General features: G+C 70.3%; 16 protein-coding genes. 9 read left to right on the forward strand and 7 right to left on the reverse strand.

The window, feature by feature from the left end; all coding sequences use genetic code 11:
* Positions 1-157 precede the first annotated feature (157 nt).
* The 3 genes from ACWDGI_RS18560 (at position 158) to ACWDGI_RS18570 (ending at position 3751) form a co-directional block, all read left to right on the forward strand.
* A complete protein-coding gene (locus ACWDGI_RS18560; protein ID WP_450760272.1) occupies positions 158-1999 on the forward strand; it encodes an acyl-CoA dehydrogenase in 1842 nt (613 codons plus the stop codon).
* Between the two features lie 82 nt (positions 2000-2081).
* Positions 2082-3431, forward strand: a complete 1350-nt coding sequence (locus ACWDGI_RS18565; protein ID WP_450760274.1) for a M18 family aminopeptidase — start codon at positions 2082-2084, stop codon at positions 3429-3431.
* 74 nt (positions 3432-3505) lie between these two features.
* Positions 3506-3751, forward strand: coding sequence for a DUF6458 family protein (locus ACWDGI_RS18570; RefSeq protein ID WP_360480570.1), 246 nt, complete (start codon positions 3506-3508; stop codon positions 3749-3751).
* 9 nt (positions 3752-3760) lie between these two features.
* On the opposite strand, the gene ACWDGI_RS18575 is transcribed toward ACWDGI_RS18570, so the two are convergent.
* Together ACWDGI_RS18575 and ACWDGI_RS18580 are read right to left on the reverse strand one after the other, a co-directional pair.
* Positions 3761-5596, reverse strand: coding sequence for a thioredoxin-like domain-containing protein (locus ACWDGI_RS18575; RefSeq protein ID WP_450760277.1), 1836 nt, complete (start codon positions 5594-5596; stop codon positions 3761-3763).
* A gap of 66 nt (positions 5597-5662) precedes the next feature.
* Complete coding sequence (locus ACWDGI_RS18580) at positions 5663-6076, reverse strand: cupin domain-containing protein (RefSeq protein WP_450760279.1); 414 nt, start codon at positions 6074-6076, stop codon at positions 5663-5665.
* A gap of 53 nt (positions 6077-6129) precedes the next feature.
* Between ACWDGI_RS18580 and ACWDGI_RS18585 the strand changes: the two genes are divergently transcribed.
* Together ACWDGI_RS18585 and ACWDGI_RS18590 are read left to right on the forward strand one after the other, a co-directional pair.
* Positions 6130-7128, forward strand: coding sequence for a GlxA family transcriptional regulator (locus ACWDGI_RS18585; protein WP_450760281.1), 999 nt, complete (start codon positions 6130-6132; stop codon positions 7126-7128).
* Positions 7125-7619, forward strand: a complete 495-nt coding sequence (locus ACWDGI_RS18590; protein WP_450760283.1) for an LURP-one-related/scramblase family protein — start codon at positions 7125-7127, stop codon at positions 7617-7619. The genes ACWDGI_RS18585 and ACWDGI_RS18590 overlap by 4 nt, the downstream gene beginning before the upstream one ends.
* 52 nt (positions 7620-7671) lie before the next feature.
* Here ACWDGI_RS18590 and ACWDGI_RS18595 read toward each other — a convergent pair whose 3' ends face one another.
* Positions 7672-8466 (reverse strand): carbon-nitrogen family hydrolase, encoded by a 795-nt coding sequence (locus ACWDGI_RS18595; RefSeq protein WP_450760285.1) that lies wholly within the window; start codon positions 8464-8466, stop codon positions 7672-7674.
* 181 nt (positions 8467-8647) lie between these two features.
* Here ACWDGI_RS18595 and ACWDGI_RS18600 point away from each other — a divergent pair, with 181 nt between their 5' ends.
* Complete coding sequence (locus ACWDGI_RS18600; protein WP_450760287.1) at positions 8648-9472, forward strand: maleylpyruvate isomerase family mycothiol-dependent enzyme; 825 nt, start codon at positions 8648-8650, stop codon at positions 9470-9472.
* An 86-nt stretch (positions 9473-9558) separates the two neighbouring features.
* Entirely contained in the window at positions 9559-10323 is a 765-nt protein-coding gene (locus tag ACWDGI_RS18605; protein ID WP_450760289.1) for an SAM-dependent methyltransferase, read from the forward strand.
* 249 nt (positions 10324-10572) lie between these two features.
* Here the strand turns inward: ACWDGI_RS18605 and ACWDGI_RS18610 are convergent, their stop codons facing one another.
* Positions 10573-11874, reverse strand: a complete 1302-nt coding sequence (locus ACWDGI_RS18610) for an MFS transporter (protein ID WP_450760291.1) — start codon at positions 11872-11874, stop codon at positions 10573-10575.
* Positions 11871-12521 carry a GntR family transcriptional regulator gene (locus ACWDGI_RS18615; protein WP_360480597.1) on the reverse strand — a complete coding sequence of 217 codons (651 nt, stop codon included), beginning with the start codon at positions 12519-12521 and terminating at the stop codon, positions 11871-11873. The genes ACWDGI_RS18610 and ACWDGI_RS18615 overlap by 4 nt, the downstream gene beginning before the upstream one ends.
* Before the next feature lie 197 nt (positions 12522-12718).
* Between ACWDGI_RS18615 and ACWDGI_RS18620 the strand changes: the two genes are divergently transcribed.
* Together ACWDGI_RS18620 and ACWDGI_RS18625 are read left to right on the forward strand one after the other, a co-directional pair.
* Positions 12719-13618 (forward strand): D-alanyl-D-alanine carboxypeptidase family protein, encoded by a 900-nt coding sequence (locus tag ACWDGI_RS18620; protein ID WP_450760293.1) that lies wholly within the window; start codon positions 12719-12721, stop codon positions 13616-13618.
* 176 nt (positions 13619-13794) lie between these two features.
* The gene (locus ACWDGI_RS18625) at positions 13795-14730 is read left to right on the forward strand and encodes a BRO family protein (RefSeq protein ID WP_450760295.1); all 936 of its coding nucleotides are present in this window, start codon (positions 13795-13797) and stop codon (positions 14728-14730) included.
* A 60-nt stretch (positions 14731-14790) separates the two neighbouring features.
* Here ACWDGI_RS18625 and ACWDGI_RS18630 read toward each other — a convergent pair whose 3' ends face one another.
* Together ACWDGI_RS18630 and ACWDGI_RS18635 are read right to left on the reverse strand one after the other, a co-directional pair.
* On the reverse strand, positions 14791-16221 hold the full coding sequence (locus ACWDGI_RS18630) for a dihydrolipoamide acetyltransferase family protein (protein WP_450760297.1): 1431 nt from the start codon (positions 16219-16221) through the stop codon (positions 14791-14793).
* A 10-nt stretch (positions 16222-16231) separates the two neighbouring features.
* Positions 16232-17212 carry an alpha-ketoacid dehydrogenase subunit beta gene (locus tag ACWDGI_RS18635; protein WP_450760299.1) on the reverse strand — a complete coding sequence of 327 codons (981 nt, stop codon included), beginning with the start codon at positions 17210-17212 and terminating at the stop codon, positions 16232-16234.
* Positions 17213-17214: the final 2 nt, after the last annotated feature.

The following is a 17214-nucleotide window of genomic DNA, read 5'->3' on the forward strand; positions in this document are numbered from 1 at the left end:
CACGCGGCCTCCGCGAGAAGGTAGACCCTTCTCACACTTAACCCGAGGGGGGTTGCGTCTTATTACCGACGGGTAGCATCATCGGAGCTACTCGTTGGTATGTGAAAGCTTGCGCGGGGATTCAGTGCCTCGCCGATCCGGATACGGAGCCGTCACCATGGGGCACTACAAGTCCAACCTCCGCGACATCGAATTCAACCTCTTCGAAGTACTCGGTCGCGACAAGCTGTACGGCACCGGCCCGTTCGCCGAGATGGACACCGACACCGCGAAGAGCGTCCTGGAGGAGCTGACCCGGCTCGCCGAGAACGAGCTGGCCGAGTCCTTCGCCGACGCCGACCGCAACCCGCCGGTCTTCGACCCGGAGACCAACACCGCGCCGGTCCCGGCCTCCTTCAAGAAGAGCTACAAGGCCTTCATGGACTCCGAGTACTGGCGGCTCGGCCTGCCCGAGGAGATCGGTGGCACCACCGCTCCCCCGTCGCTGATCTGGTCGTACGCGGAGCTGATCCTCGGCGCCAACCCGGCCGTGTGGATGTACTCCTCCGGCCCGGCGTTCGCCCGCATCCTCTTCGAGGAGGGCACCGAGGAGCAGAAGAAGTGGGCCCAGATCGCGGTCGACCGGACCTGGGGTTCGACCATGGTGCTCACCGAGCCGGACGCCGGTTCGGACGTCGGCGCCGGCCGCACCAAGGCGGTCCAGCAGGCGGACGGCTCCTGGCACATCGAAGGCGTGAAGCGCTTCATCACCTCCGGTGAGCACGACATGGAGGAGAACATCCTCCACTACGTGCTGGCCCGGCCCGAGGGTGCCGGCCCGGGCACCAAGGGGCTGTCGCTCTTCCTCGTCCCGAAGTACCTCTTCGACTTCGAGACCGGCGAACTGGGCGAGCGCAACGGCGTCTACGCCACGAACGTCGAGCACAAGATGGGCCTCAAGGCCTCCAACACCTGCGAGATGACCTTCGGCGACCGCCACCCGGCCAAGGGCTGGCTGATCGGCGACAAGCACGAGGGCATCCGCCAGATGTTCCGGATCATCGAGTTCGCCCGCATGATGGTCGGCACGAAGGCGATCTCCACGCTGTCGACGGGCTACCTCAACGCCCTCGAGTACGCCAAGGAGCGCGTCCAGGGCCCCGACCTCGCGAACTTCATGGACAAGTCCGCGCCCAAGGTCACCGTCACCCACCACCCCGACGTCCGCCGCTCGCTGATCACGCAGAAGGCGTACGCCGAGGGCATGCGCGCCCTGGTCCTCTACACCGCCTCGATCCAGGACGCGATCGCGGTCAAGGAGGCGAACGGCGAGGACCCGAAGGCCGAGCACGCCCTCAACGACCTGCTCCTGCCGATCGTCAAGGGCTACGGCTCCGAGAAGGGCTACGAGCAGCTCGCCCAGTCGCTGCAGACCTTCGGCGGCTCCGGCTTCCTGCAGGAGTACCCGATCGAGCAGTACATCCGCGACGCCAAGATCGACACCCTCTACGAGGGCACCACCGCGATCCAGGGCCAGGACTTCTTCTTCCGGAAGATCGTCCGCAACCAGGGCGCGGCGCTGAACTCCCTCGCCGAGGACATCAAGAAGTTCCTGGCGCTGGGCACCGGCGGCGAGGAACTGGCGGGCGCCCGCGAGCACCTCGCGAAGGCCGCCGTGGAACTGGAGGCGATCGTCGGCCTGATGCTGACCGACCTCGCGGCCACCGAGCAGGACGTCAAGAACATCTACAAGGTGGGCCTCAACACCAGCCGCCTGCTGCTCGCCTCGGGCGACGTGATCGTCGGCTACCTGCTGCTCAAGGGCGCCGCGGTCGCCGCCGAGAAGCTGGAGACGGCGTCCACCAAGGCCGTCTCCTCCAAGGACGTCGCCTTCTACACCGGCAAGATCGCGGCGGCGAAGTTCTTCGCGGCCAACGTGCTGCCGGGCGTCACCCTGGCCCGCAAGATCGCCGCCGACGTGGACCTCGACCTGATGGAGCTGGACGAGGCGGCTTTCTGATCGCTCCGATCGACCCGGTTTGCCACGGTGGCCCGCTCCCTCGCCGGGGAGCGGGCCACCGTACGTCGTTAAGGTGAAGAGCATGAGCGAACCAGCCCGCCCGTCGCCCGCCACCGCCCTTCCACGGAGCGCTGCGCGTACCCCCGCCGTTTTCGACCGCGGCCACACCGACGACCTGATGTCCTTCCTCGCGGCCGGCCCCACGCCGTACCACGCCGTGGCGAACGCCGGCGAACGGCTGGAGAAGGCCGGTTTCCAACAGGTCGCCGAGACGGACGCCTGGGACGGCACGACGGGCGGCAAGTACGTACTGCGCGGCGGCGCGATCATCGCCTGGTACGTCCCGGAGGGCGCCGCACCCCACACGCCGTTCCGGATCGTCGGCGCGCACACCGACTCCCCGAACCTGCGGGTGAAGCCCCGCCCGGACACCGGGGCGCACGGCTTCCGCCAGGTCGCCGTGGAGATCTACGGCGGACCGCTCATGAACTCCTGGCTCGACCGGGACCTGGGCCTGGCCGGCCGGCTCAGCCTGCGCGACGGCACCACCCGTCTCGTCGACGTGCGCAGGCCACTGCTGCGGGTGCCCCAGCTCGCCATCCACCTGGACCGCGCGGTGAGCAGCGACGGGCTCAAGCTCGACAAGCAGCGCCACCTGCAGCCGATCTGGGGCCTCGGTGACGACATCCGCGACGGCGACCTGATCGCCTTCCTGGAACAGGAGTCGGGTCTGCCGGCCGGCTCGGTCACCGGCTGGGACCTGATGACCTACGCCATCGAACCGCCGGCCTACCTGGGCCGCGACCAGGACATGATGGCCGGCCCCCGGATGGACAACCTGCTGTCCGTGCACGCCGGTACGGCCGCCCTCGCGGCCGTGGCCGCGGGCGGCCCGCAGCTCCCCTGTATCCCGGTGCTCGCCGCCTTCGACCACGAGGAGACCGGCTCCCAGTCCGACACCGGTGCGGACGGCCCGCTGCTCGGCAGCGTGCTGGAGCGGTCGGTACTGGCCCGCGGCGGGTCCTACGAGGACCGGGCGCGAGCCCTCGCCGCCACCGTCTGCCTCTCCTCCGACACCGGTCACGCCGTGCACCCCAACTACGCGGAGCGCCACGACCCCACGCACCACCCCCGCCTCAACGGCGGCCCGATCCTCAAGGTCAACGTCAACAACCGCTACGCGACGGACGGTTCGGGCCGCGCGATCTTCGCCGCCGCATGCGACCGGGCCGGGGTCCCCTTCCAGACCTTCGTCTCCAACAACTCCATGCCCTGCGGCACCACGATCGGCCCGATCACCGCGGCCCGCCACGGCATCCAGACCGTCGACATCGGCGCGGCGATCCTCTCCATGCACAGCGCCCGTGAACTCTGCGGCGCCGACGACCCGTTCCTCCTCGCGAACGCGCTGGCGGCTTTCCTGGAGGGCTAGTCGCACATGCCCCGCGCCTCCCGGGGTACCCGGCACGAACCGGAACCACCGGACCTGAAGGGAAGGCAACGCTCATGGGGCTCGGCGGGTGCATCATCCTCATCGCCGTGGGGGCCATCCTCACGTTCGCGACCGACTGGCACATGCAGGGCGTCAACCTCGATGTCGTCGGCCTGATCCTGATGGCCGTCGGGATCATCGGCGTCGCCACGTTCACCAACATCGCCCGCCGTCGGCGGGTCATGGTGCCGCCGACGACGGTTGTCGAGGAACGGCACCATCACCACCAGGACGAGTACGGCGGCGGGTACGGCGCCTGACGAAGACGCCTAGGCCTCCTGGTCCATTCCGGCCAGGACCAGCGGCAGCCGGTCCGCTCCGCCCTCCGTGAGGCGGACCGGGACCCCCCAGTCCTGCTGGTGGACATGGCAGGCCGGGTACTCGTTGGCAGGGTCGTCGTCGCAGGACGCGGCCATCGCCGAGACATGCAGGACGCCTTCGGCCACGGCCGGGTTCAGCTCCAGCTCGCGGGAGAGGTCCGTGTCCGGGCCGTCCCCCTTGAGCAGCAGCTCCGGCGGGGTCGAGGACACCAGGAGCCGCGTCGACGGGCCGTAGCGCACGTCCAGCTTCTGGCCCGCCGGGGCCTGGAAGATCACGTCCAGCCGGAGGCGCCCTGGGGCCACCTCGGTCGCCGCCCGCTGGGTGCGGTGGGCGACCGACTCCACCCGGACCGCCTCCTCGGGCAGCCGCAGCCGGGTCAGCCGGTGGCGGGCCGACTCCACCACCACGATGTCGTCACCGACCAGCACCGCGTCGCTCGGCTCTCTCAGATCCGTCGCCAGCGTGGTGACCTCGCCGGTCGCGGGGTCGTAGCGGCGCAGCGCGTGGTTGTAGGTGTCGGACACCGCGACCGAGCCGTCGGGGAGCGCCGTCACGCCCAACGGGTGCTGGAGCAGCGCCTGCCCGGCCGCGCCGTCCCGGTGACCGAAGTCGAAGAGGCCGGTACCCACGGCGGTGTGGACGTGTCCGTCCAGATCGACCCAGCGCAGGGCGCTGGTCTCGGAGTCGGCGAGCCAGAGCCGGTCGGCGGTGGCGGCCAGACCGGACGGCTGCGCGAACCAGGCCTCGGCCGCCGGCCCGTCCACCAGCCCCTCGTTGGTGGTGCCGGCGGCGACCGCGACCGTCCGGCTCTCCGGGTCGTACGCCCACAGCTGGTGCACGCCCGCCATGGCGATCCACACCTTGCCGCCGAAGACCGCCACGTCCCAGGGGGAGGACAGGTCGATCTCGCGGGCCGGTCCCGAGGTCGGGGAGCCCTGCCACCACTGGCGGCCGGTACCGGCGAGCGTGGTCACCTCGCCGGTGGCCGGGTCGAGGCGGCGCAGAGCGTGGTTGACGGTGTCGGCGACGACCACCGAGCCGTCGTCGAGGAGCGCCAGGCCCTGAGGTTCGCTGAAGGCGGCATCGGCCGCCGGACCGTCGGCGAAGCCGCGCGTGCCGGCGCCGACCCGCCGCACGACCGTCTCCGCGTCCTCGGCCAGCTCCACCAGCTGGTGCCGGGTGGTGTCGCTGACCAGGAAGTTCCCGGAGGGCAGCAGCAGTGCCTTGCCGGGGAAGCGCAGAGCGGTCGGCTCGGGCTCCGGCGGCACGTACGGGCCGTCGCCGCGCCGCAGGGTGCCCTTCGCCTCGTGCTCCGCCTCCAGCTCCTCGACCAGCCGGGCGATCGCGTGCGCGTGCCCCTCGCCGGCGTGCTGGGCGACGACGTACCCCTCGGGGTCGATCACCACCAGCGTCGGCCAGGCCCGCACCGCGTACTGCTTCCAGGTGGCGAGCTCCGGGTCGTCGAGCACCGGGTGCTCCACGCCGTACCGCTCCACGGCGTCGACGACCGCCTGATGCTCCGCCTCGTGCACGAACTTCGGCGAGTGCACCCCGATGATCACCACCGTGTCCCGGTGACGCTCCTCCAGCTCCCGCAGCTCATCCAGGACGTGCAGGCAGTTGATGCAGCAAAATGTCCAGAAATCCAGGATGACGATGCGTCCGCGCAGGTCCGCGAGGGTGTACTGCTTGTCGCCGGTGTTCAGCCAGCCGCCCTTGCCGATCAGCTCGGGGGCACGGACGCGGGCACGGCGCGGGGTGGGGGCCGGGGATGTGTCGCTCATGGATCAAGGGTGCCACTTGTCGGCGGGAGCGTGTTCGCCCCTGTGGACAACTCGCGTCTGCCCTGGTCAGGCGAGGGTGTGGCCCGTGGTCGCGTCCACGTGGTGCGGGATTTCGTCGTGGCGGTCGCCGACCGTGGAGGTGCCGGTCGGTTCGAAGAGGAGGATCGAGGCTCCGGCCGGGGCGGCCGGCTTGTGCTCGGTGCCGCGGGGGACGGTGAAGACCGAGCCCTTGTGCAGGACGACCGTGCGCTCGCCGGCCGGCTCCCGCAGGGCGATGTGCAGCTCCCCCTCCAGGACCAGGAAGAACTCGTCGGTGTGGTCGTGGACGTGCCAGAGGTGCTCGCCCCGGACCTTGGCGACGCGGACGTCGTAGTCGTTGACGGCGGTGACGATCCGGGGGCTCCACAGGTCCTCGAAGGAGCCGAGGGCGTGGGCGAGGGAGACGGGTTCGCTGTTCTTGGCGCTGCTCGTGGCGTTCATGGCGTTCATCCTGGGCGCTCGCCCGGTGGTGGGGTGAGTGCTAGAAATCGCATATGGCGCAAGGATCCTCGCAGTCGACGCACCGGGTGGCCGTGATCGTGGACGCGGGCACCAATCCGTTCGAGGTCGGTGTCGCCACCGAGCTGTTCGGGCTGCCGCGGCCGGAGCTCGGCCTGTCCGTGCCGCCGTACGAGGTGATCCTGTGCGCGCCCACCCGCGAGGTGCGGATGAACCACGGCTTCTTCACCCTGAGCGGGGTGGCCGGGCTGACGGCGGTGGACGCGGCGGACACCCTCGTCGTGCCGGGGCGCCCGGACAATGTCGTACCGCGCGGTGCGGACGTCCTGGACGCGATCCGGCGTGCGCACGCGCGCGGGGTGCGGGTGGTGAGTTTCTGCACCGGGACCTTCGCGCTCGCCGAGGCAGGGCTGCTGGACGGGCGGCCGGCCAGCACGCACTGGCGTTGGGCCGACGTCTTCCGGCGGCTGCATCCGCGGGTGCTGCTCCGTCCGGACGTGCTCTTCGTCGACGACGGCGACCTGCTCACCGCCTCCGGCAGCGCGGCCGCGCTCGACCTGGGCCTGCACATCTGGCGGCAGGACCACGGCGCCGAGATCGCCAACGCGGTCTCCCGGCGGCTGGTGTTCGCCTCGCACCGGGACGGCGGACAGCGCCAGTTCGTGGAGCGGCCGGTGCCCGAGGTGCCGGACGAATCGCTCGGCCCGCTGCTGGCCTGGGCACAGGAGCATCTGGACGAGCCGCTGACCGTGGCGGACCTGGCGGCGCGGGCGGCCCTCTCCCCGGCCACCCTGCACCGCCGGTTCCGGGCCCAGCTCGGCACCACCCCGCTGGCCTGGCTGACCGGGGAACGCGTGGCCCTCGCCTGCCGGCTGATCGAACGCGGCGAGGAGCGCCTGGACGTGGTGGCCTCGCGCAGCGGCCTGGGCACGGCGGCCAACCTGCGCGCACGGCTGCGGCGCGAGACCGGGCTCAGCCCGTCGGACTACCGTCGGCGTTTCGGGCCGGTGGGCCGGGAAGGGGTACGGACATGAGATTCCTGGTACGCGACCGGCTCCTCGGCTTCGGCGAGGACTACTGGATCGAGGACGACCACGGCGACAAGGTGTTCCTCGTCGACGGCAAGGCCATGCGGGTGCGGGACACGTTCGAGCTGAAGGACCGGCACGGGCGCGTGCTCGTCGACATCCACCAGAAGATGTTCGCCCTGCGCGACACCATGGTGATCGGACGCGAGGGCGAACCCCTGGCCACCATCAGGCGCAAGCGGCTGTCGCTCCTGCGCAACCACTACCGGGTCAACCTGGTCGACGGCACCGAACTCGACGTCAGCGGCAAGATCCTCGACCGTGAGTTCGCCGTGGAGTACGACGGTGAGCTGCTGGCCGTGGTCTCCCGGCGCTGGCTGCACGTCCGGGAGACCTACGGTGTCGACGTCGTACGGGACGACGCGGACCCGGCGCTGCTGATCGCGGTGGCGGTCTGCGTGATCCACCTCGCCGACAAGGAGCGGGAGGAGGACTGAGGCGGAAGGGCTGTCTCGGAAGGGCTGTCGCGGGAGGACCGACGCGGGAGGGCTATCGGCGTGGGGGGTCGAGACCCAGCAGGCGGTCCTTCAGCGCCGGGAACTGTTCGCGGGTGACGGCGACCTTGGCCGGGTCGAGGTCGACGGTGAGGACCTCCTCGCCGGCGCCCGCCTCGGCCAGGACCTCGCCCCAGGGATCGACCACGATCGAGTGACCCGCCTGCGGAACTCCGGCATGCGTCCCGGCCGTTCCACACGCGAGCACGAACGCCTGGTTCTCGACCGCCCGCGCCTGGGCCAGCAGCGTCCAGTGCGCGCGTCGCCGCTCGGGCCAGCCCGCCGAGACCACCATCGTCTCGGCGCCGGCGTCGACGAGTGCGCGGAAGAGTTCGGGGAAGCGGAGGTCGTAGCAGGTGGCCACGCCCAGCGTGGTCTCCGGGAGCCGGACGGTCACCAGTTCCTGTCCGGCGCCCATCAGCACCGCCTCGCCCTTGTCGAAGCCGAAGCGGTGGATCTTGCGGTAGGCCGCGGCCAGCTCACCGGAGGGGGAGAAGATGAGAGCCGTGTTGTAGAGGGGGCCCTCGGGGTCCCGCTCGGGGATGGAGCCGGCGTGCAGCCAGACGCCCGCGTCGCTCGCCGCCTTCGCCATCGCCTCGTACGTGGGGCCCTCGAGCGGCTCGGCCTCGGTGGCGAACTCCTCGTAGGCGAACGCGCCGGTCGTCCACAGCTCGGGCAGTACGACGAGATCGGCGTCCGTCTGCTCGCGCACCAGTGCGGTCACGCGCCGCCGACGAGATTCGACCGATTCGCCCTCGTTTACATCGATCTGGATGAGCGAGGCGCGCACACTACCACCGTCCTGGCATTCGAGCCGTCCACACAGGCCTACGATCGTCACACGAAAGCACTGCCGGGGTGCCTCACAGCAGCGTAACTTAGCGTTTCAAGACACCCGCCGACAGCAGCCACCTCCACTGGCAGCGCCGCCACAACCTGCCCGAGTACCGACCGCCGAGGGGTCCCGTTCCGTGAGTCTGCATCCCACCCTCCAGCCCTACGCCGACGCCTGGACCCACTCCATCGAAGCGATATCCGAGCTGGTGACGCCCCTCGCCGAGGGCGAGTGGAACCGGCGGACGCCGTGCCCGGGCTGGTCGGTGCGGGACGTGGTCTCCCATGTCATCGGGATGGACTGCGAGATGCTGGGCGACCCGCGCCCGATCCACACCCTTCCGCGCGACCTGTACCACGTCACCAACGAGCACCAGCGCTACATGGAGATGCAGGTCGACGTACGACGCCATCACACGGCCCCGGAGATGACCTCGGAGCTGGAGTACACGGTCATCCGCCGCAACCGCCAGCTGCGCAACGAGTCGCGGGAGCCGGGGCACCTCGTGCGCGGGCCGATGAGCAAGGAGATCACCCTCGAAGATGCCATGCGCAACCACGCGTTCACCGTGTGGGTGCACGAGCAGGACCTGCGGGCGGCGCTGGGCCGGCCCGGCAACCTCGACTCGCCGGGCGCGCAGGTCGCCCGGGACGTGCTGCTCGGCGAGCTGCCCCGGGTGGTCGCCAACGACGCCGGCGCGCCGCGCAGTTCGGCGGTCATCTTCGACGTGCACGGGCCGGTGGAGTTCCTGCGCACCATCCGCATCGACATCCAGGGCCGTGGCACCCTGGAGACCACCCCCGCCCTCGGCCCCGCGGCCATCTTCACCCTCGACTGGGAGACCTACGTCCGCCTGGCCTGCGGCCGCACCACCCCGGACGCGGTCGCGGACCGGGTCAAGGCGGAGGGCGACCCGGAACTGACGGCGGCGATCCTGCGGAACTTCACGGTCACGCAGTAGCGGTTCACGGTCCCCCGGGAGGAAACGGGGGCACGCGCCGGAAATTCGGTGTGCCTCGGCGGCCGTCGGGATCTACCTTGCCCGGCATGACCACTGCCACCACAGCGCACGACGACCTCCCGCCCCGCCTGACCCGTCTCACCTTCCACGGCCCGCTCTCCGAGACCCGCGCGGCCGCGATGGTACGGCGGCTCGCCGCCACGCGCCCCACCACCGTGCTCGACATCGGCTGCGGCTGGGGTGAGTTGATGCTCCGTCTGCTGGAGGCCGTACCCCATGCACACGGCGTGGGACTGGATGTGCACGCCGGGGATCTGGCGCGCGGACGGCGGGCCGCCGAGGCGCGCGGGCTGGCCGACCGGGTGGAGTTCGCCGAGGAGTCGGCGGCGGGCACGGCTCGCGGTCCGGCCGACGTGGTGCTGTGCCTCGGGGCGAGCCAGGCGCTGGGCGACGACCTGGTGACGGCCCTGCGGGAGCTGCGGCGGCTGGTGAGCGACGGCGGGCGGGTCCTGCTCGGTGAGGGCTTCTGGCAGCGGACCCCGACGGAGGCGGAGCTCTCCGGGATGTGGCCGGGCGCCTCGACCGCCGACCACCACGACCTGGCGGCCCTGGTCGACCTGGCGGTGGCGGCGGGCTTCCGCCCGGAGTGGACGGAGACGGCGAGCCCGGCGGAATGGGAGGAGTTCGAGTCGGCGTACCAGGCGGACCAGGAGGTGTGGCTGGCGACCAACCCCGGCCACCCCCTGGCCACGGAGACCCGGGCCCGCCTGGACACCCACCGATCGTCCTGGCTGACCTACCGAGGCGTACTGGGCCTGACCTACCTCACCCTCGTACCAACGGCAGACTAACCACCCACCGCACCGCACCGCACCGCCGCCCACTCGACCGCAGTACCGGCAGCCGACCGACCGCCGGACCGCCGCCCACCCGACCGCGGCACCGGCGGCTGACCGACCGCCGGACCGACGCCCACCCGACCGCAGCACCGGCGGCTGACCGATCGCACCCACGGAAAGCCGCCGACGGCGATCGCCCCCGCAGGTCGCCCGGCCTCTCTGCCGACTGGAAACGGGTTGGTGCGCGGATGGGAGAAGAATTCACGCAGGCACGTGCACCGTCTCCACCCGGCTAGCCACCAACCGTTCCCGCTCCCGCCGAGCCGCCCGCCCCCGCAACCGCAGGATCTGGCTGACCCCGATCGCCTGCAGCACGAACACACACGAGAACGCCACCGAGTAGTCGTCACCGGTCGCGTCCAGCAGCACACCCACCGCGAACAGCGTCGTCATCGAAGCCACGAAACCACCCATATTGGTGATCCCGGACGCGGTCCCCTGGCGCTCGGGCGGATTCGCCGGCCGCGCGAAGTCGAAGCCGAGCATGGACGCCGGCCCACACGCCCCCAGCACCGCGCACAACACCACCAGCAGCCACATCGGCGCGTGCTCGGCCGGATACGCCAGCGTCGCCGCCCACACGACGGCCGTCGCCCCGACCGTGCCCAGCGCCAACGGCAGCCGCGCCGCGTGATGCCGGGCGACGATCTGGCCGTAGACCAGGCCGATCACCATGTTGGAGAGCACGACCAGCGTCAGCAGTTCACCGGCCGTGGCACGGGACAGCCCCTGCGCCTGGACCAGGAACGGCAGCCCCCACAGCAGCAGGAACACCATCGCCGGGAACTGGGTGGTGAAGTGCACCCACAGCCCCAGCCGGGTCCCCGGCTCCCGCCAGGACGCGGCGATCTGCTTGCGTACGTACGCCGCACCCTGGTGCGGGAAGGGCGCCGGCTCGTACCCGTCGGGGTGGTCCTTCAGGAAGAACAGGACGAGGACCAGCACGACCACGCCGGCCAGCGCGCTGCCCGCGAACGCCGGGGTCCATCCGATGCCGTGCAGCAGCCGGGCCAGGACCAGCGTGGAGACGAGGTTGCCCGCCATGCCGACCAGACCGGCGAGCTGTGCGACGAGCGGCCCGCGCCGCACCGGGAACCAGCGGGTGCCGAGCCGCAGCACACTGATGAAGGTCATGGCGTCGCCGCAGCCGAGCAGCGCGCGCGAGGCGAGCGCGGTGCCGTACGACGGGGAGAACGCGAAGCCCAGCTGGCCGGCCGTGAACAGCACCGCGCCGATCGAGAGCACCTTCTTGGTGCCGAGGCTGTCGACCAGCAGGCCGACGGGTATCTGCATGCCGGCGTAGACCAGCAGCTGGAGTATCGAGAAGGTGGACAGCGCCGAGGCGTTGACGTGGAAGCGGTCGGCGGCGTCGAGACCGGCGACACCGAGGGACGTACGGAAGATGACGGCGACGAAGTAGACCGAGACGCCTATGGACCACACCGCGACGGCCCGGCGGCCGCCGGGCGGATCGCCGGGCAACGAGACGCTGCTGCGGCTCATCGGACCTCACCCCGCGCCAGGTGCGCGAACCAGTCGACGTGCCGGTGCACCAGCTCGACGGCACGGTCCGCGTCCCCGGCGCGCAGCGCGTCCAGTATCTCCTCGTGCTCGGTGAGCGACTTGGCGATCCGGTCGGGGTGGGCGTTCATGATCGCGACGCCCATGCGCAGCTGGCGGTCGCGGAGCTGGTCGTAGAGCCGGGAGAGGATCTCGTTGCCGCCGTCGCGGACGATCTCGGCGTGGAAGCAGCGGTCCGTGACGGCCGCGGCGGCCAGGTCACCGGCGGCGGCCTCGGCCTTCTGCCGGTCCAGCAGCTCCTCCAGGCGGGCCACCAGCATCGCCGACGGCGGTACGGCCTTGCGTACCGCGTGCTCCTCGACCAGCATCCGGGTCTCCACCACGTCCGCGATCTCCTGCGCGGAGACGGGCAGCACCAGGGCGCCCTTCTTCGGGTAGAGCTTGATCAGGCCCTCGACCTCGAGACGCAGCAGCGCCTCGCGGACCGGGGTGCGGGACACCCCTACGGCCTCGGCCAGCTCGCCCTCGGTGAGGAGCGTGCCGCCCTCGTAGTGACGGTCCAGGACGGCTTGCTTGACATGGGAGTACACACGGTCGGCGGCGGGGGGCTGCTTGACGGCCAGGCTCATGCCTACAGCTTAGATACAACACGTACGCAAGAGGCAGGGACGTCCACCATCCGGACGTGACGAAAATCGCCCTCAGCAACCGCACAACCATGTGTGCTACTTACGTGTCACACACGTGCGGCTCCATTCGCTTTGGCACCCCCAACTCGGCCGCACGCCAGGGGCATTACGACTCGACTCGACTCGGGGTATTTCAGTTGATTACCGGTATTAAGGGCACTCGCTTCCGCAAGGCCGCCGCCGTCGCCGTCACGTCCGGCGCGCTGCTGGCGACCGGGGCCCTCACCGCGGCGCCCGCGCAGGCCGTCACCACGCCCTCGATCGTGGCCAAGGGCGGCTACATCATGAACAACGCGAACGCGAAGACGCTGTACACGAAGGCGGCGGACACCAAGCTGTCCACCGGTTCGACCACGAAGGTCATGACCGCGAAGGTCGTGCTCGCGCAGTCGAACCTGAACCTCGACAAGAAGGTCACGATCCAGAAGGCGTACAGCGACTACGTCGTCGCCAACAACGCCTCCCAGGCGCACCTGATCGTCGGCGACAAGGTCACCGTCCGTCAGCTGCTCTACGGGCTGATGCTGCCCTCCGGCTGCGACGCCGCCTACGCGCTCGCGGACACCTACGGCTCGGGCACCACCCGCGCCAAGCGTGTCGCCAACTTCATCTCCAAGATGAACACCGCCGCGAAGAACCTGAATCTGACCCACACCCACTTCGACTCCTTCGACGGCATCGGCAACGGCAACAACTACTCGACGCCGCGCGACCTGACGAAGATCGCCAGCAGCGCGATGAAGAACTCCACGTTCCGCGCGGTCGTCAAGACGAAGAAGTACACGGCGAAGACGATCACCAAGACCGGTTCCACCCGCACCATGGGTGCCTGGACCAACACCAACACGCTGCTCAGCAGCTACAGCGGCGCCATCGGCATCAAGACCGGATCCGGCCCCGAGGCCAAGTACTGCCTCGTCTTCGCCGCGACCCGCAACGGCAAGACGGTCATCGGCACCGTCCTCGCCTCCTCCTCCATCACCCAGCGCGCGACGGACGCGACGAAGCTCCTGAACTACGGCTTCTCGACGATCTGATCCCCTCGAACCAAGCCACCGAAGGCCCGCCGCAATCCACGCGGCGGGCCTTTCGCATACCCGAGCGACCCGGCGCAGCAGAACTCACGCCCTTCCCTCGCAATCGTGAACATCGCAGTATTTGACTGGCATATTCGATTTTCTTCGCCCTAAGTTCCGCGGCGGAGGTGGTTCCCATGAACGAACCCGACAAGCAAGCGAAGCCCGCGAAGTCCCACGAGGCGATCGACGTCAGCGACTTCGTGTACGCGGCGACCGGAGCCCGCGTACGACGACTGACCATGCCGGACGGAGCGCACTGGTTCCCGGCGGTGGATGTGTGCAAGGAACTGGGTTACGCCAACGCCCGGAAGGCTCTCGCCGACCATGTTCCGGAGGAGCATCGAGAGACTATCGAGAGCGTAACTGGAGGTTACGGTCTCAGCATTCCCGCAGGTAGGGACTGGCGTCGAGACATGAACCTCATCGATCTCCCGGGCCTCATCGCCCTCGTCAACGGCTGCACGAAGCCCGCCTGCGCCCCCTTCAAGGAGTGGGTCGCCGAAGTCATCGCGACAGTCCAGCGAGAGGGTTCCTACACTCTCGAAGAGGCCGAGGTGCAGCCCACCGAGCCGGGTGCACCCATCGCCTACGCCATGCCGGAGCAGGTCGCGGAGGCCATCGTCCGGCTCGAGGCGCACAACCTTCAGCTGGACGAGCAGTTGACGGACGGGCAGCGCGAACTGATCGAGTTGCAGAAGAGCACGCTCGCCGTGCAGCAGGCCATGGTCCGGGCCATGGAACGGATCGCCGACCGGCTCGACGAACTCGTCCTCGAACGCCGTAAGCCGTACGGCCCGCCCCTGGCGCTGCCGACCACCGAGTCCGTACTCGCCGACTGTCGACAGCGGTTGTCGGTGACGGAGGACGTGTGGACGGTGGCCGTCGTCATCGCCCCGGTCCTCGTCGAGCGGGGTGAGCTGCGTGAACCGCTCGAATCGATCGCCGCACGCACCGGCCTGACCGTGCACCGTGTCAACGAGTGTCTCCGGCTGCTGCGCAAGCACGCCTGCATCCACTCGCGGGGCGGGACGGAGGAGGGGGCGCCGGTCTACGTGCTGAACCGGCTCTGAAAGTGAGTGGGCGGTCGCAAGACGAATTTGCGACCGCCCACTGTCCCAATCTATCCGGGCTCAGCCCCAGGTAATCAACCGCTTCGGCTGTTCCAGGATCGCCGCGATGTCCGCGAGGACCTTGGAGCCCAGTTCGCCGTCGACCAGACGGTGGTCGAAGGACAGGGCCAGCGTGGTGACCTGGCGGGGCTTGACCTTGCCCTTGTGGACCCACGGCTGGAGCTTGATCGCGCCGACCGCCAGGATCGCCGCCTCGCCCGGGTTGAGGATCGGAGTCCCCGTGTCGATGCCGAAGACGCCGACGTTGGTGATCGTCACCGTGCCGCCCTGCATGGCTCCGGGCGAGGTCTTGCCGTCCCGGGCCGTGGTCACCAACTCACCGAGGGACTCGGCCAGCTGCGGCAGCGTCTTCGCGTGGGCGTCCTTGATGTTCGGGACGATCAGGCCCCGCGGGGTGGCCGCGGCGATGCCCAGGTTGACGTAGTGCTTGAGCACGATCTCCTGGTTCGCCTCGTCCCAGGACGCGTTGACGTCCGGGTTGCGCCGGATCGCGACCAGCAGGGCCTTGGCGATCAGGAGGAGCGGGTTCACCCGGAGGCCTTGCAGGTCCTTGTCCTGCTTCAGCTCCTCCACCAGCTTCATCGTGCGGGTCACGTCCACCGTCACGAACTCCGTGACATGGGGCGCCGTGAACGCCGAACCCACCATCGCCGCCGCCGTCGCCTTGCGGACGCCCTTGACGGGGACCCGGGTCTCACGCACGCCGTCGTACGGCACCGCGGGAGCCGCCGCGACGGCAGGAGCCGTCGGCGCGGCCGGCGCCGGTTCCGGGGCAGCCGTCGGTACGGCCGCCACCGCCGCGTGGATGTCCTCGCGCGTGATGACGCCCTCCGGGCCCGACGGGGTCACCGTGGCCAGGTCGACGCCCAGATCCTTCGCCAGCTTGCGCACCGGCGGCTTCGCCAGCGGGCGCGGACGCTCCACGGCGGGGGTCTCGGGGACCGCTTCGGCGGCCCCGGCACGGCCGTGGCCGTTCAGCTCCTGCTGGACCGCCGCCTGCACCGCGGCCTCGGCGGTCGTCGCCTCCGGGCCCTTGCGCGGGCGGCGCTTCGTGGAGGAGGCCGCCACGCCGTAGCCGACGAGGACCGGCTGGCGGCCCTGCGGCTCGGACTCCTCCTCGGCCTCCGGCGCCTGCGCGCGCGGGGGCTCCTGCGCGGGAGCCGCCGCTCCGCCCGACACGTCCACCGCGATGATCGCCGTGCCCACGTCGACCGTGGTGCCCTCGGCGAAGCGCAGCTCGCGCACCACCCCGTCGTAGGGGATGGGCAGTTCGACGGCCGCCTTGGCCGTCTCGACCTCGCACACCACCTGGCCGTCGGTGACCGTGTCACCGGGCTGGACGTACCACTTGAGGATCTCGGCCTCGGTGAGCCCCTCGCCCACGTCCGGCATCTTGAACTCGCGTACGGACGCTTCCGTCATCGTCGTCACGACCCTCTCCTCAGTACGCCAGGGCACGGTCGACGGCGTCGAGCACCCGGTCAAGGCCCGGAAGGTACTCCTCCTCCAGGCGGGCCGGCGGGTAGGGGGCGTGGTAGCCGCCCACCCGGAGCACCGGGGCCTCCAGGTGGTAGAAGCAGCGTTCGGTGATACGGGCGGCGATCTCCGCGCCCGAGCCGAAGAACACCGGTGCCTCGTGGACCACGACCAGGCGGCGGGTCTTCTCGACCGAGGCCTGGATGGAGTCGAAGTCCAGCGGGGAGACGGACCGCAGGTCCAGGACCTCCAGGGACCTGCCCTCCTCGGCGGCCGCGTCGGCGACCTCCTGGCAGAGCTTCACCATCGGGCCGTAGGCGGCCAGGGTGAGGTCGGTGCCCTCGCGGACCACCCGCGCCTTGTGCAGCGGGCCGGGGATGGCCTCCGTGTTGACCTCGCCCTTGTCCCAGTAGCGGCGCTTGGGCTCGAAGAAGATCACCGGGTCGTCGCTCTGGATGGCCTGTTGCATCATCCAGTAGGCGTCCGAGGAGTTGGACGGGGAGACGATCTTCAGGCCCGCCACGTGCGCGAACAGCGCCTCGGGGGACTCCGAGTGGTGCTCGACCGCGCCGATGCCGCCGCCGTAGGGGATACGCACGACGACCGGCATCTTCACCTTGCCCAGCGAGCGGGCGTGCATCTTCGCGAGCTGGGTGACGATCTGGTCGTACGCCGGGAAGACGAAGCCGTCGAACTGGATCTCCACCACCGGGCGGTAGCCGCGCAGGGCGAGGCCGATCGCGGTGCCGACGATGCCGGACTCCGCGAGGGGGGTGTCGATGACGCGGCTCTCGCCGAAGTCCTTCTGCAGGCCGTCGGTGACCCGGAAGACGCCGCCGAGCTTGCCGACGTCCTCGCCCATGACGAGGACCTTGGGGTCGGCCTCCAGGGCGCGGCGCAGCGACTCGTTGATCGCCTTGGCCAGAGCCATCTTCTCCGCTGCCATGG

Source organism: Streptomyces sp. NPDC001220 (assembly GCF_053597895.1).

Bases quoted from the DNA above. Each gene is read 5' to 3' on its own strand.
- ACWDGI_RS18560 (WP_450760272.1), top strand. From the start codon at position 158: ATGGGGCACTACAAGTCCAACCTCCGCGACATCGAATTCAACCTCTTC.
- ACWDGI_RS18565 (WP_450760274.1), top strand. From the start codon at position 2,082: ATGAGCGAACCAGCCCGCCCGTCGCCCGCCACCGCCCTTCCACGGAGC.
- ACWDGI_RS18570 (WP_360480570.1), top strand. From the start codon at position 3,506: ATGGGGCTCGGCGGGTGCATCATCCTCATCGCCGTGGGGGCCATCCTC.
- ACWDGI_RS18575 (WP_450760277.1), bottom strand. From the start codon at position 5,596: ATGAGCGACACATCCCCGGCCCCCACCCCGCGCCGTGCCCGCGTCCGT.
- ACWDGI_RS18580 (WP_450760279.1), bottom strand. From the start codon at position 6,076: ATGAACGCCACGAGCAGCGCCAAGAACAGCGAACCCGTCTCCCTCGCC.
- ACWDGI_RS18585 (WP_450760281.1), top strand. From the start codon at position 6,130: ATGGCGCAAGGATCCTCGCAGTCGACGCACCGGGTGGCCGTGATCGTG.
- ACWDGI_RS18590 (WP_450760283.1), top strand. From the start codon at position 7,125: ATGAGATTCCTGGTACGCGACCGGCTCCTCGGCTTCGGCGAGGACTAC.
- ACWDGI_RS18605 (WP_450760289.1), top strand. From the start codon at position 9,559: ATGACCACTGCCACCACAGCGCACGACGACCTCCCGCCCCGCCTGACC.
- ACWDGI_RS18610 (WP_450760291.1), bottom strand. From the start codon at position 11,874: ATGAGCCGCAGCAGCGTCTCGTTGCCCGGCGATCCGCCCGGCGGCCGC.
- ACWDGI_RS18615 (WP_360480597.1), bottom strand. From the start codon at position 12,521: ATGAGCCTGGCCGTCAAGCAGCCCCCCGCCGCCGACCGTGTGTACTCC.
- ACWDGI_RS18625 (WP_450760295.1), top strand. From the start codon at position 13,795: ATGAACGAACCCGACAAGCAAGCGAAGCCCGCGAAGTCCCACGAGGCG.
- ACWDGI_RS18635 (WP_450760299.1), bottom strand. From the start codon at position 17,212: ATGGCAGCGGAGAAGATGGCTCTGGCCAAGGCGATCAACGAGTCGCTG.